The organism is Nitrosomonas aestuarii, from assembly GCF_003046585.1.
GTDB lineage: Bacteria > Pseudomonadota > Gammaproteobacteria > Burkholderiales > Nitrosomonadaceae > Nitrosomonas > Nitrosomonas aestuarii.
Window position 1 is genome coordinate 38,676 of sequence record NZ_QAAE01000020.1, and the last position, 13,459, is coordinate 52,134.

A 13,459-nucleotide genomic window follows, 5' to 3' on the forward strand; every position below is an offset into this window, starting at 1 on the left:
TGTCCGATTGAATTGAGCGGTAATTATACAAAATGCTTCCCGAGAATACCTAGTACTCCATCAACTGAGTAATGATAAAGTGCCAGACTTATAGAAACTTACGACATACTCACAACGCCAGGCCCATCAATCCGACTTCTCCCTCCGGTCCCCGGGGTAATCTGTATCTGTGTATTGATGCGCTCCTTGAGCATTGGCACATGTGAGATTACGCCGATCAATTTGCCGTTTTGTTGTAGGCTTGCAAGTGCCTCGAGCGCTGTATCGAGCACATCTTCATCCAGCGTCCCAAAACCCTCATCCAAAAATAACGAATCAACCCGAACGTTTTTACTGGCCATATGCGATAGCCCCAATGCCAGCGACAAGCTTACGATGAAACTTTCCCCGCCCGAAAGATTCTTGGTAGATCTGATTTCACCATTCTGATAATTGTCTATTACATTTAACTCGAGTGGCTGCGCATCATCACGCATCAGCAAATAACGATCGGTTAGTTTCTGCAACTGTCGATTAGCGTGGCCGATCATGATTTCAAAAGTCAATCCTTGTGCAAAGTTACGATATTTCTTTCCGTCAGCCGAGCCAATCAGACTATGCAACTGATCCCATCGATCACATTCTGATTTTTGTGCTTCAACTAACACCTGCTTTTCCTTGATTTTTTTTATAGCTGCTCTGTTATACATCAGCTTATGGTTTAATCCGGCAATGTCTTCCCGGAGCAGCTTTAATGTTTGCTCGGATAATTTGCTTTCATGCTCCAGCGTTTCTCGTTTGGATGCCGTCATCTTCTTGCCAATTTCTATCATCAGACGATGCTCTCGATCTTTTTTTCGCGTCTGCAAATCAGCATACCGGTCATCAAGCGCCTTTGCTTCGGTCTTTATTTTCTCTCTTTCCTGTAACGTTAAGCGTTCGGCAACAAACAGCTGTTCATGATCAAATCCGGCTGATTGCAAGGTATTCAAAAACGCAGCCTCGAGCTTTTGGAGTTCGGGCTCTTTTTTATCAATTCGCGCTTTCTGCGAAGCAATATGCGTTGTGATCGTGTGGTGCAGTTGCCTGGCTTCATCCCAAGACAACCGTTCGGTTTTTTCCTTCAATTGCGCATCCAGCACAGCCTTTTCCAACCGAACTTCCTCTGCATCCGGATTCCGGATTCCAAACAAATTCTCACGCTCAACACTTAGCATCTCAAATTCCTTTTTGAGCGTCTTCAGTACAGATTGTTTTTCAAGCAGCGCTTTGTCCTGGGTGTCAATAACCGCTGTGAGCTTTTTCAGATTGCTCTCAAGCTGAGCAATTCGTTTTTCTATGACAGCTTGCTGTGCTATTCGATTCCGCCAGTTATCCAGCCGTTTTTTCAGAGATTCCAGAAACAAGGGCAAGTCTGTATCGGGCATTTCCTGAATATCCAATGGCTGCAATCTGGCCAACGCAGATCGATTCAATTCAACAAAATATTGACTGCTTTTCTCAAGCGCCAGCGTCATATCCTGCAGGCTTTTTTCGACATTTCTTTGTTCATTCGCCGCATCTGTTTCAAGTTTTTCATATACTGTCACTTCCTTAAGCGTCTGCTTCTCTGCTGCCTCCAACACCTTAATTTCAGCCTCAAGTCGCTCAGCCTTTTCGATAAACGCAGCCAGTTTCATAATTTTTTTCTCGGTTTCATCCATCTGCGGGACATTACCCGCTGCAAATGGATGCTCTGTGGATCCACAGAGTGGACAAGGTTTGCCGTCTTCGAGTCTGATTCTCTCAGATTCAAGATCAGCAATCCTGCGCAATAAAGTCATCTCGTGCAATAAAGTGTCTTTTTCTGCACGATACTCACGCAGCAATCGATTATCCAGCAATGTATTTAAATCGTTCTTGCTGCGTTCAATCTTTTTTTGTACAGCCAACAGATCCTGCCTACGAACGGTAAGTAAATCTGCTTGAACAGTGAGATTCTTTCGAGTCGATTGCAGTTGCTCTATCACTTTTTCGAGCGTTGCTTTTTTTTCAGCGATATCTTTCTGAACTGAAATCAGCGTGTTCAGCCGTTCCTCAATGCCGGTCAGATCACTGACAAGCCGCTCATCCCGGGCATTCTTTTGCAAATATTCCTGTATCTGCCTTAAATCATTTCGGGCCGCCTCCAGTTTCTTTTGTTCCTGCGTCAGAATGCGTTTGTCCAACGCAATCTGCTCTGCAATGTTTTCACGCTGTTCAGCTGCAGCTTCTATTATTTTTTTTCTGTCAAGAAGTTGCTGATCAAGGCTACGTATTTTCTGGATTAACGGTGCTGCGGCTTTCTGTGCTTTTCTGGTCTTCACGGTTATCTGTTCGGCACCTTTCAGCATCTGTTCTGTTTTCTGAACGTAGGATGCTACTTCAGGCAGTTTGGATTCCTCAGTTTTAAGCGATTGACGGTCTTCAAGCTGCTGTTGTCTGAGAGAAATCAATGTGGCGTAATGACCATCGAATTCAGCCGCTTTTTCAGCACGGCGCAATCGTTCCTGCTCCGGTTTAAAAACTGCAAACTCAACATTCAGCTTTTCAATCGCTGCAGACAAGGTGTTGACTTCCGATTGCAAGTCATCAATATTTTTTAACCAAGCAAGTGCACCAACTGTTTGCAGTATTTTTGCGGCAATTTCAGTTTCCTGTTTTTGTTTCTCATGCAGTTCACGGTTCATTTCGATTACCTGTTCACCGGTCAGAATTGTTATACATGATATTTCTGCCTGCAACAGGTTTAATTTTTCACGCTCAACACGCTGGCGTTCATGTACTTTAATGGATATCCGGCTGTAAATGTCAGTACCAGTGATTTGCTCCAGTAGTGGCGCCCGTTCGTCGGAATCTGCCTGTAAAAATGCCGCAAAACCACCCTGCGCAAGTAACATCGAACGGGTAAAACGATCAAAATCCATCCCGGTCACCTTCTCGATCTGTTTGGCGACTTCAATCATTTTTGTTTCCAGCACTTTTCCTGAATCGGCTTCGGCAATTTCATGCCGGGGCGCCTGCAATTCGCCATCCTGTTTCTTCCGGGCTCGATGCTGACTCCAGTGACACCGATAACGACCCGCCTGGGTTGCAAAAGTCACTTCGGAAAAACATTCCCCCATCTGACGGGACATGATTTCATTATTGCCTTTGGTAACTTTATTCAGCCGCGGCGTGCGTCCATAAAGTGCCAGGCATATGGCATCGAGGATTGTTGTCTTACCCGCACCGGTTGGACCGGTAATCACAAAAATCCCGTCTGATACAAATGCGGGGTGCGTAAAATCAATCGCCCATTCACCGATCAGTGAATTAAGATTTTGAAACCTTACCTGGAGAATACGCACAAGCTGCCTCTCTATCTGTGTGCGCGCTCGTCTTCATAAAGAGACATCATTACTTCCTTGTAAGCTTGAATTAATTCCGGACGTTGCGTATTTGACACATTGTTAGCAGCCAGACAACGCTCGAACACCTCATTGACATCGATATCATCCAGCGTTTCTTCATCATGTATCTGATTAAGCACCCGATCAATGATACGTGTATTTTTAACGCGCAGCACTTCCAGCTTTGATCCCGCAATGATTGCATCCAGACGCTCGCGCAGGTTCTTCTGAATTTCATTACCTTTGAATATGACTTCGAGCCAGACCTGAGATTCGGTTGCTGATAATTCCAGAATTCTGTTTGAAATGGCCTTCCAGTCGCCTTCGACACGTTCGAGCATCTGGAAAGCAGGTACTGGAATGAGCGTGATTTTTGCTTGAAGATTTTCGATTGACTGACTGCCCTGCTCTTTATGAGCATCAAATTCTACAATTACTACACTTTTTTGTTGCCTTGCCTCACCAAATCCCATCGATAACGGCGAACCGCTGTAACGTCTGATTTCAGAACCCCCCACTTTCTGCGGCACATGCAAATGCCCGAGCGCCAGATAATCCAGACTATCCGGAAAAATACCCGACGAAACATGCGCCAGTGACCCAACATACAGTTCCCGCACCCCGTCGCCTTCTACGGTTTGTCCTCCGGCAGTAAAAAGATGCCCCAAGGCAACGATTGGTATCGTCTGTTTTATCAATTGCGCACGTTTCCGCAGCTGTTTCAAAAGCTCATCTCGCTTTCGTATTGCAATGGCAACCACTTCGCTGTAATGACTGCGAATCCCTTCAATCAATTTACGTTCCTTGTCTTCAACGCTTTCGCCTACTTCCACTAAGCGAATATCGCGGTCCCGCAGATAAGGGACAGCACAAACAATCAATTCCGGTACCCCATTTTCGTTTTTGAGCACAAGCACTTCATCGTTTAGATACTCAGACACGCTGCCAACAACGTGTACATCAAGCGTTTTCAGCAGTTCTCTCGGCGCATTGAGAAACGAAGGCGAATCATGATTACCCGCAATCACCACAACATGCCGGCAACAGGAAGCCGCAACTCGGCACAGGAAACGATAATAAAGCGTCTGTGAAGCGTTACTAGGCGTAGTGGTATCAAACACATCGCCTGCGACCAGCAAAGCATCAATTTCTTCACGTTGGATTGTTTCTACCAACCAGGATAGAAATGCCTCAAATTCAGCGTAACGTTTACGGCCATATAGTGTTCGGCCGATATGCCAGTCGGAGGTATGGAGAATTTTCATGATTTAGAGTCACATAGTGGACTATGAAACGAGAAAATATGAGCGCTATTCCTACCTGTACAACCGGTTTTAATCAAAAGCTGAATAGCGTTTTGTCGGCGAAGTAGACAGACGAACACACCGTGAACCCAACAATATCGGAAACGAAATTTCTCGCGCCAATCTACAATCCCAACAGATGGTACATTTATAATTAACTGACAAACGCAAAGGCATAATGCCCCACCAGTTCTCTGTTTTTACAAGCCACCCTCGCAATGCGCAGCAACTCTTAAGCTGGAAATATTCAACCTATCACACCTATTTTCTCCATCGCGCATACTACTGCATATAATGAATTATCCTATGTAGGATTTTTATATTTCATCAAACCACGCCCGCTTCGTGTGCCTGCTGATCGGCATGATAGCTGGAGCGTACCATAGGCCCGCATGCAGCATGAGTAAATCCTATTTTAACCGCAGCCTGTTCAAATGCTTTGAATCCTTTAGGGGTAACGTAACGCAGAACCGGCAAATGACCAATACTGGGTTGCAAGTATTGACCAATGGTCAGCATTTCCACATTATGGGCACGTAAGTCGTGCAGTACTTGCAGGATTTCCTCATCGGTTTCACCGAGCCCTACCATCAATCCGGACTTTGTAGGGATCTCAGGGAACCGAGCTTTAAAATCCATCAAAAGCTTCAATGAATGCTCGTAATCAGCACCAGGGCGGCATTGTTTATACAGCCTCGGCACGGTCTCCAAATTATGATTCAACACATCAGGCGGACATGCAGCCAGTTTTTCCAGCGCAACTTCCAGCCTGCCCCTGAAATCGGGTACCAGTATTTCAATTTTTGTTTGCGGTGCATGCTGACGTATTTCATGGATGCAGTCGGCAAAATGCTGTGCACCGCCATCGCGCAAATCGTCACGATCTACACTCGTAATAACCACATACTTCAGTTTCATGGCGGAAATGGATTGCGCCAGATGCAACGGTTCCTCAGAATCCGGTGGTTTGGGCCGACCATGGGCTACATCGCAAAAAGGACAACGTCGTGTACAGAGATCACCCAGGATCATGAATGTAGCCGTTCCTTTACCAAAACATTCACCAATATTAGGACAAGAAGCCTCTTCACAAACAGTGTGCAGCTTTTGCTCTCTCAGGATGCGTTTGACTTCATAGAATGCCTGGCTGTTGGAAGATCGTACTCGAATCCAGGATGGTTTGCGCAGCAAATTCTCTCGAGATTGCGGACTGATTTTAACTGGATTACGTGCTGTTTTGTCAGCACCTTTCTGACGTATTTCAGAAGTCATATGATGTTTATTATTTCCTTTTCTTAATGAGTTAATTCATTTTGCAAATGATCGGCCAACTTTAAGCTGAGTGCCTCCAATCCATCCGTGATCCCCTGATCCTTTGTTTGCGTCACCCGCATACCCGCATAGCCACATGGGTTAATAGCAGAAAACGGCCGCAAATCCATATCAACATTCAATGCAATCCCGTGGTAACAGAAATTTTTTTTTATTTTCAACCCTAGCGATGCAATTTTAGCTTTGCCAACATAGACACCCGGTGCATCAATACGTCCATGCGCTTTGACCTGGTATTCGCCCAACAAGTTTATCACAGCGTTTTCCATTCTTCTGACCAGCTCACGTACACCCAACCTTAACCGTTTGATATCCAATAGCAAATAGGCAACTAACTGTCCTGTGCCGTGATAAGTAATCTGCCCTCCACGATCTGTTTTTATCACGGCAATATCATTTTCAATCAATAAATGTTCCGGTTTGCCAGCAACACCTTGTGTATAAACAGCAGGATGCTGTAATAACCATATTTCATCACATGTTTGTGATGTGCGCGTATCAGTAAAATCCTTCATAGCCTTCCAGGTCGAATCATAATCCGCCAGCCCCTTTTGTCTGATAATAAAACGATGACCAAGCGCAGTTTTATCATTCAGTGCCATACGTGCCGAACCTTGATTCAAGCTAATATCAGAGAACGACCGACACCATCGGATGACTGGTCAATGCACGATAAAGCGCATCCAGTTGACTGCGTGATGTCGCGTGAATAGTGCAGGTAATACTGAGATAATTGCCACTCTTGCTTGAGCGAACCTCCATGGTAGTTTCATCGAAATCAGGCGCATGATGTTTAACAATCGCCAGCGTTATCGGTGCAAAATCCTGTTCCGCTTTGCCCATAATTTTAATCGGGAAATCGCAGGGATATTCAATTAAGGAATCTTCAGACATGCAGATATTAAAAAATTGCTGTTATGATTTAATACGCAGTTTTTAATTCACTGCGCCAGCACGCATGTGCGTTGCCTTATACTGTTGATATAGCTGATGTAACTGTCTAAACTTTGGTCCGGGTTTGCCATTACCGACAGGCTGGTCATTTAAACGGGTAATCGCCATGATTTCTCTGGTAGAGGAAGTCAGCATGACTTCCTCAGCGGAAAACAATTCATTTTCAGTAATTTCTCTAACCTCATGAATGGTATTGCTGGCGACTGCCAGCTCAAGCGTCACGTCATATGTGATACCCGGGAGCATTAAATGGCTCTTGGGCGGGGTAAGCAGCACCTGATCTCTCACAACAAAAATATTGCTCGCTGATCCTTCCGTAAGAAAACCGTCCCTGATCAGAATCGTTTCAATCGCACCTGCATCAACCGCAATCTGACGCAGCAATACATTTGGCAACAAGGAAATAGACTTGATATCACAACGAATCCAGCGATTATCACTTGCAGTAACGGCTGCGACACCATTCGTTAGCCATTCCTGCGGTGGCGGCAACAATGGATTACTCATGATAAATACCGTAGGCGGCGTATCAGGGAAAGCATGATCGCGCTTGGCCACACCACGGGTGATGTGAAGGTAAACTGACTGATCCTCGCCTTTGTTCTTGGCAATGATTTGCTCGAGCAGATCATGCCATTCCTTATTCGTATACGGATTTTTTAACCGAATGCCGTCCAGACTATGCTGTAAACGATGCAAATGCTCCGTCAACCGGAAAGGCTTGTGTGAATAAACAGGAATCACTTCATACACACCATCGCCAAAAATAAAACCGCGATCCAGCACAGAGATGCAAGCTTTCTCAATTGGCATGAAATGTCCATTCAAAAATATCATAATGCCCTATCTTAAAAACGTAAATACGAAATACGATTAGTTAAAAAGCAGCATGAAGCTGTCCCAGGCGCGGCCAATGAAATTTCCCATATCCACGTTTTCCAGCGCGACCAACGGATAGCTCTCCACCAATTGACCATTTAAGGTGAATTTTACTGTTCCCACTTCTTGTCCCACGGTAATGGGCGCAATTAAAGGCTGTTTATATGCCATTGTTGCCTTGAGGTTATCAGCCTGCCCTTTGGGTATCGAAAAATAAACATCATTATTAAAACCCGCCTTAAGCACATCTTGAGCGCCCTTCCAAAGTTCAATCGAAGTCAACACTTCACCTTTTTTATATAAGTGCACGGTATCGTAAAATTGGAAACCATAATTTAACAACCGCTGACTCTCCATACTCCGCGCATTGGCTGACTTGGCGCCCATGATTACGGATATCAAACGTCTTTTATCGCGTTTTGCTGAAGTGATCAGACAATAGCCAGCCGATTTCGTCCAACCCGTTTTCATACCGTCGACATGCGGGTCGAGCCATAGCAGACGATTACGATTAGGCTGCGTAATATTATTGTATGTGTACTCCTTGAGTGAATACAAAGGATAAAACCCGGGGAAGTCGCGAATGATCGCAGCGGCAAGCAAAGTCAAGTCATGCACAGAAGTATAGTGATTAGGGTCAGGCAAGCCCGTCGTGTTCATGAAATGCGTATTTTTCATTCCCAGACGTTGCGCTTCCTGATTCATCATTTGTACGAAAATTTCTTCAGAACCGGCAATAATCTCGGCTAACGCAATGCACGCATCATTACCAGATTGCACTATCATGCCGCGAATTAGTTCTTCGACCGTTACTTCCTTGTTAGGCTCGATAAACATGCGCGAACCGATCATACGCCATGCTTTATTTGACACCGGCACAATCTGATCCAACTGTATACGATTCTGCTTTAGTGCAGAAAAAACAATATAGGCTGTCATCAGCTTGGTTAATGATGCCGGTTCAACACGCTCATGCACATTTTGACTGGCCAGCACCTGGCCGGACTGATAATCCGACAACATATACGCTTTGGCGGCAATCGATATTGCGGGTTGTTGAGCTGATACTGGCACCGGAAGCACTGGTAGTGATACAACCAGATATATCAATATTGGAAGTAAGCGTTTCATGAATATATATGGAAAATGATTATTATAGCCTGCTCTTGGCAATTCTTAAACTGGCCTTTTCTCAAAAAAAGAAGCGGTATTCACCTATTTCATTTTATGATAATTTACTGCTTTGATTTAAATGAGCAATATAATCTATATGAAAAAAAAGGCTGCGTTGTTTCATGGTCTGGGTGGTTCAAAAACGAGCTATTGGATTCCATGGTTAAAGACTTCTTTGGAGGCCGATGGATTTCACGTATGGGCGCCTTCTTTATCTGAATGCAGCAGTTTTGAAGACCTGGATAAGTGGGCACAAGAGATAGTCGCAACATCACCATCAACACATCGTGACTATGATTTGATGGTAGGCCACTCTGCGGGCGGGTCATTGATCTTCAGACTACTTTCCCGCTCAGATTTCACTGTAAAGCATGCGATTTCAGTGGCCGGATTTATCAAGCCGATACCAGGCGACCAACTGAATGATATGACTTTTCCTGTTGGATTTGACATTGGTGCAATTCAAAAGAACTGCGATGCATTCACATTCATTCATTCTGATAACGATCCATGGAGTTGCGGCCAGGAACAGGGCGAATTGATGCGACAAAATCTGGGCGGAACCCTGGTCGTCATGTCCGGAGAAGGACATTTTGGTTCGGATCATATGAAGCAACCATACGATACATTCCCGCTGTTACTCAAGCTTTGCATGCTAAATATTGAAACAGGCGAGAAGCAATCGTTACCAAATTGTTGAAGAACGTTCTCGAGGCGAGTGATACAAGAAAAAAACAGACGACAAAATTGCTGCAGGCAGGTTTTGAACAGCTGAAAGCCGGCAGCAAAGGGCGACGCGCATAATGTACCGGGTAAAAAGTGGATTTATGCAAAAAAGAGTATTTTGAATCTGTTTTTAACGCCACAACGACAATGCAGACAGTCTTTCCACAGTCTGTTAGTAAATTACGTCGATCGTCCGAACATTATATGACAGCAGGTTCAAATGCGGACGTTGGCAAAACACGCAGCAAAATGTTCTTAAAAAATGTCTGTGACATAATTTAAATTATTTCATTCAGTAAGGCTGCTTTACTATGACAAGTAAGAAGCCTAAAAGGCTTTGCCAACGGACTGAGCACAACCGCTTGAAATTTTATTTCATCGATATCTTATTTAACCATCTGAGGAATTAAAAAATGGATAATTTATTGATAACTGTTGAGCAATGGATTTCTGTTGATTTTCTATTCAAGTTGACTATTATTTCTATTATCAGTTTTGTTGCATCATTGGCTATTATTCCCGTGATCTTGGTTCGCTTACCGCACGACTATTTTGATACGCGCGCTCCCCGCAACTGGATGAAAAATCATCACCCTATTTTGAGAATTTTGGGACTAATTGCAAAAAACATTATAGGCGGGGTCTTTTTGATTGCGGGTTTTATCATGCTTTTTTTACCCGGCCAGGGCATCCTAACGATGTTAGTAGGTCTATCTTTTTTGGATTTTCCAAATAAACGTCTGCTTGAAGCCAAAATAATTAAGCAACCTATCATTCTGAGTACAATTAATACGATGCGTCAAAAATACAACAAATCGCCGTTAACTTTGTCGTAATTAAAAGAACCATTTGTTTTTATATGATTAGATGCTTTTTTCTTCATCCGGCTGAATCAAATATATCAATATGACAGACAGAATAACAACCAATCGAAAAGCAGCCTGCTGACCGTTGGCTACCTGTGACTGCCACATCAAGAACCATTCGCCACCAATTGCCATAAACCCGACAAGCCATAACAAAATACCCAAAGTTAAACCGAGAATTGCAAGTTTTTTTGCTTGGCTGAATTGCACAAGATCATGCCTGGACTTGTATAAATAAAAACCGCCCAACCAACAATATACAGCCACGGCCGCTTCGATAAAAATAATTAAATAAAAAACCAAGTGATGAACCCAGGCAGCTTCGATCGCGCGCCACATACCATTGTTATCAGGAAATGTGGTATCCATTTTGAGCACATGCCCGATAACAGTGAAATTTGAGCCATAATCCGCCACATTACTGAAGGCAGCCAATGTTGCAAAGAAGGCGACAGCCCAGACCAAGGCAATCTTTGAAAGTCTCGTATACATGAATATAAGCAATCGCTAATCTATAAATTATGCACGGTCCATTTAAGAATGAGATTCAAAAAGAAGTGAATTAAAATAAAAACCCTGGCCCAGTTGGCTTTCATACCAGGCAGGGTTTTGAATATTAACTACCTGTTAGCAGGCTGTTTAAGCACTATCTGCGGTTGCCGCTGTGGCGTTAAAAACAGATTCAAAATACTCTTTTTTGCATAAATCCACTCTTACCCGGTACATTATGCGCGTCGCCCTTTGCTGCCGGCTTTCAGCTGTTCAAAACCTGCCTGCAGCAATTTTGTCGTCTGTTTTTTTCTTGTATCACTCGCCTCGAGAACGGCTTTCAACGATCTGCTAGATCAGTATCAGAAACCTGCTGAATACCTGCCAGCAACCAGACAGAGTCTGGATCTTTCAAATTTTTCTCTACATGCCAGACTTCATCAAAAGCCTCAGGTTCTCCATCGGGCAATTCACGTATTTGACCGGTGAAACGAACACTTGCAATCGCCGAGTCATTGCTTGTTTCGACATCAAGTAAGTTTGCATCAAGAAACATGACTTCAGATTTTTGTGGCAAATCGCCGCGTTCCTGAATCTGCATACTGATTTCAGCAAACATTTCTGGCGTCGTATATTCACGTATATCATTGACATCACCAATGTCGTTCGCTGCCTGCAGTCGAATAAAAGACATTTTAGCATTGCGCAAAAATGGCTCTACCTTGAAGTCAGCGGGAATATTCGATTGATCTATATCAGCACTTTCAAACGAAGAAGCGGTTGTTTGACCGAACGGTGGAGATGTTGCCCCACCTTGCGTAGTCGTATTAACACTCGAGTATTGCATTGGTTGCGATGACGATTCAGTTCGCGGTTTACGCATCATACGAATAATGAAAAAGATAACCCCTGCAATCAGAATCAACATAACAATATCCATCATATTGATCCCTTCAAAGGCGCCACCCATAAACAGCGCGGCTAATAAACCACCAGCCGCCAAACCCGCTAATGCGCCCCCCCACTTACTGCCGCCGCCGGCTGGTGAAGCTGGCGTTTGGGCCGGGGCAGGCGCTTGCTGTTGTTGATTTGGAGTAGACTGCTGGTTCAAGGATTGACGCTGTTTACCAAAGCTTTTACCGCCCCCCATACGCCTGGCTTCTGCATCAACTGCAATTAAACTAATCGTGAAGAAAGCCAATGTCAGGAAGGTAAGCATTTTTTTCATAACTGATCTCCCAAGTTGTTGCTAAAAAGATGAGTATAGCATTGCCTTTAGCATCATAGTTAAAGTAAGAGTATGTGCTAACGCTATTATCGACTATCGAAGCAAAACTATTCGCGGGACAGCATCGCATCCAGTCCAAACAATGGCATTCTGGCTGAATTGCCGACCAAGTGCCCGAGCAGTGTCAATACTCATGCCAAAAATACATATACTTTTCTCATCTGTCCAAATTCCGGACGGATCAATATTCTTACTTTCAATAATGGATACTGCGTCGCGTCGCAGTATCTCAAGAAGCGCAGCATGCGCAGTTAAGTTTCTTTCATGGCTTTGTATTTGGCTGAAAGGATTATATGCAGAAACGATCACCGCACTGGATACATTCTTTAAAACGAGAAGTTCATGCAGAGGTTTGGAATATTGATCAATGCGCAAAATGAACGCATCAACTCCGATGCCAACTTGATAGACAGCGCGACAATAATTTGTGAAAAGATCTGGAGAAATTTCCGAGTTATTGAAAATCAATTATTAAATCTCAAGTTGTGTTATTCGGAATATCCAACCAGCTGCTGAATAACCATCTGCGCTCCCGCCAGGGCATTAAAAATGAACTCAAAAAACTCGTTTATTGTGCATAAACTCCGCCTTGGTCTTATGGCCTGTCTTTGCTTTACCTCACCTGCCTAAAAAATGTTTATCAACAGCCAGCTAAAATTTCTATGTATGCAAATGCAGCTAATTAAAATTATTTCACCAATCCAAATAACATACATGGATGCACACGCTTAAATTTCAATAATTTTCGGAACGTTACAAAAAATATTTCAAAAAAATGATTCGAAACTTTTCTAATAATTGGCCATCTTATTTATATGGTTTTTATAGAAACTGAGTACTGGATACTTTCTTCTAATACTAACCATTTAGAATTATAAAATCACAAGGAGAGATTATCATGGCAACAACAATGGGAACGAGCAGTGCGGCAAGTGCCGGCTACGACATGTCATTGTGGTACGACTCCAAGTACTACAAACTGGGCATGGGTATCATGCTGGCGGTCGCGATATTCTGGATCTGGTATCAGCGCACGTTTGCGTACTCACATGGCATGGA

13 protein-coding genes are annotated in these 13,459 nt (G+C 43.8%); 3 read left to right on the forward strand and 10 right to left on the reverse strand.

Features of this window, described 5'->3' with window-relative positions; genetic code table 11:
* Positions 1 to 98: 98 nt before the first annotated feature.
* The 7 genes from C8R11_RS13525 to C8R11_RS13555 all read right to left on the reverse strand — a co-directional run bounded on the left by C8R11_RS13525 (position 99) and on the right by C8R11_RS13555 (position 8,989).
* The gene (locus C8R11_RS13525; protein ID WP_107796158.1) at positions 99 to 3,347 is read right to left on the reverse strand and encodes an AAA family ATPase; all 3,249 of its coding nucleotides are present in this window, start codon (positions 3,345 to 3,347) and stop codon (positions 99 to 101) included.
* A gap of 11 nt (positions 3,348 to 3,358) precedes the next feature.
* Positions 3,359 to 4,654: an exonuclease SbcCD subunit D C-terminal domain-containing protein gene (locus C8R11_RS13530; RefSeq protein WP_107796159.1), complete on the reverse strand. Its 1,296-nt coding sequence runs from the start codon at positions 4,652 to 4,654 to the stop codon at positions 3,359 to 3,361.
* A 366-nt stretch (positions 4,655 to 5,020) separates the two neighbouring features.
* Positions 5,021 to 5,965, reverse strand: coding sequence for a lipoyl synthase (gene lipA, locus C8R11_RS13535; protein WP_107796160.1), 945 nt, complete (start codon positions 5,963 to 5,965; stop codon positions 5,021 to 5,023).
* Between the two features lie 23 nt (positions 5,966 to 5,988).
* Positions 5,989 to 6,627, reverse strand: a complete 639-nt coding sequence (gene lipB / locus C8R11_RS13540) for a lipoyl(octanoyl) transferase LipB (RefSeq protein ID WP_107796161.1) — start codon at positions 6,625 to 6,627, stop codon at positions 5,989 to 5,991.
* 28 nt (positions 6,628 to 6,655) lie between these two features.
* Positions 6,656 to 6,919, reverse strand: a complete 264-nt coding sequence (locus C8R11_RS13545; RefSeq protein ID WP_107796162.1) for an HP0495 family protein — start codon at positions 6,917 to 6,919, stop codon at positions 6,656 to 6,658.
* Between the two features lie 42 nt (positions 6,920 to 6,961).
* The gene (locus C8R11_RS13550) at positions 6,962 to 7,816 is read right to left on the reverse strand and encodes a D-amino acid aminotransferase (RefSeq protein WP_107796163.1); all 855 of its coding nucleotides are present in this window, start codon (positions 7,814 to 7,816) and stop codon (positions 6,962 to 6,964) included.
* A gap of 36 nt (positions 7,817 to 7,852) precedes the next feature.
* Positions 7,853 to 8,989 (reverse strand): D-alanyl-D-alanine carboxypeptidase family protein, encoded by a 1,137-nt coding sequence (locus C8R11_RS13555; protein WP_090702634.1) that lies wholly within the window; start codon positions 8,987 to 8,989, stop codon positions 7,853 to 7,855.
* A gap of 139 nt (positions 8,990 to 9,128) precedes the next feature.
* Between C8R11_RS13555 and C8R11_RS13560 the strand changes: the two genes are divergently transcribed.
* Together C8R11_RS13560 and C8R11_RS13565 are read left to right on the forward strand one after the other, a co-directional pair.
* The gene (locus C8R11_RS13560; protein WP_181258264.1) at positions 9,129 to 9,731 is read left to right on the forward strand and encodes an RBBP9/YdeN family alpha/beta hydrolase; all 603 of its coding nucleotides are present in this window, start codon (positions 9,129 to 9,131) and stop codon (positions 9,729 to 9,731) included.
* Positions 9,732 to 10,170: 439 nt separating this feature from the next.
* A complete protein-coding gene (locus C8R11_RS13565; RefSeq protein WP_107796165.1) occupies positions 10,171 to 10,593 on the forward strand; it encodes a PGPGW domain-containing protein in 423 nt (140 codons plus the stop codon).
* A gap of 27 nt (positions 10,594 to 10,620) precedes the next feature.
* Here C8R11_RS13565 and C8R11_RS13570 read toward each other — a convergent pair whose 3' ends face one another.
* The 3 genes from C8R11_RS13570 to C8R11_RS16795 form a co-directional block, all read right to left on the reverse strand.
* Complete coding sequence (locus tag C8R11_RS13570; RefSeq protein WP_107796166.1) at positions 10,621 to 11,115, reverse strand: DUF2165 family protein; 495 nt, start codon at positions 11,113 to 11,115, stop codon at positions 10,621 to 10,623.
* Between the two features lie 337 nt (positions 11,116 to 11,452).
* Positions 11,453 to 12,340 (reverse strand): Tim44 domain-containing protein, encoded by an 888-nt coding sequence (locus C8R11_RS13575; RefSeq protein WP_107796167.1) that lies wholly within the window; start codon positions 12,338 to 12,340, stop codon positions 11,453 to 11,455.
* Positions 12,341 to 12,433: 93 nt separating this feature from the next.
* Positions 12,434 to 12,709, reverse strand: a complete 276-nt coding sequence (locus C8R11_RS16795; protein ID WP_244907689.1) for a DUF3293 domain-containing protein — start codon at positions 12,707 to 12,709, stop codon at positions 12,434 to 12,436.
* Between the two features lie 589 nt (positions 12,710 to 13,298).
* On the opposite strand from C8R11_RS16795, the gene C8R11_RS13585 reads away from it, so the two are divergent.
* Positions 13,299 to 13,459 (forward strand): methane monooxygenase/ammonia monooxygenase subunit C (locus C8R11_RS13585; protein ID WP_280523906.1); only part of this gene is annotated, 161 nt, incomplete at its 3' end.

What these genes read in the sequence shown, in the direction of transcription:
- C8R11_RS13530 (WP_107796159.1), bottom strand. Translation starts at nt 4,654, where the DNA reads ATGAAAATTCTCCATACCTCCGACTGGCATATCGGCCGAACACTATAT.
- lipA (WP_107796160.1), bottom strand. Translation starts at nt 5,965, where the DNA reads ATGACTTCTGAAATACGTCAGAAAGGTGCTGACAAAACAGCACGTAAT.
- lipB (WP_107796161.1), bottom strand. Translation starts at nt 6,627, where the DNA reads ATGGCACTGAATGATAAAACTGCGCTTGGTCATCGTTTTATTATCAGA.
- C8R11_RS13545 (WP_107796162.1), bottom strand. Translation starts at nt 6,919, where the DNA reads ATGTCTGAAGATTCCTTAATTGAATATCCCTGCGATTTCCCGATTAAA.
- C8R11_RS13550 (WP_107796163.1), bottom strand. Translation starts at nt 7,816, where the DNA reads ATGATATTTTTGAATGGACATTTCATGCCAATTGAGAAAGCTTGCATC.
- C8R11_RS13555 (WP_090702634.1), bottom strand. Translation starts at nt 8,989, where the DNA reads ATGAAACGCTTACTTCCAATATTGATATATCTGGTTGTATCACTACCA.
- C8R11_RS13560 (WP_181258264.1), top strand. Translation starts at nt 9,129, where the DNA reads ATGAAAAAAAAGGCTGCGTTGTTTCATGGTCTGGGTGGTTCAAAAACG.
- C8R11_RS13565 (WP_107796165.1), top strand. Translation starts at nt 10,171, where the DNA reads ATGGATAATTTATTGATAACTGTTGAGCAATGGATTTCTGTTGATTTT.
- C8R11_RS13570 (WP_107796166.1), bottom strand. Translation starts at nt 11,115, where the DNA reads ATGTATACGAGACTTTCAAAGATTGCCTTGGTCTGGGCTGTCGCCTTC.
- C8R11_RS13575 (WP_107796167.1), bottom strand. Translation starts at nt 12,340, where the DNA reads ATGAAAAAAATGCTTACCTTCCTGACATTGGCTTTCTTCACGATTAGT.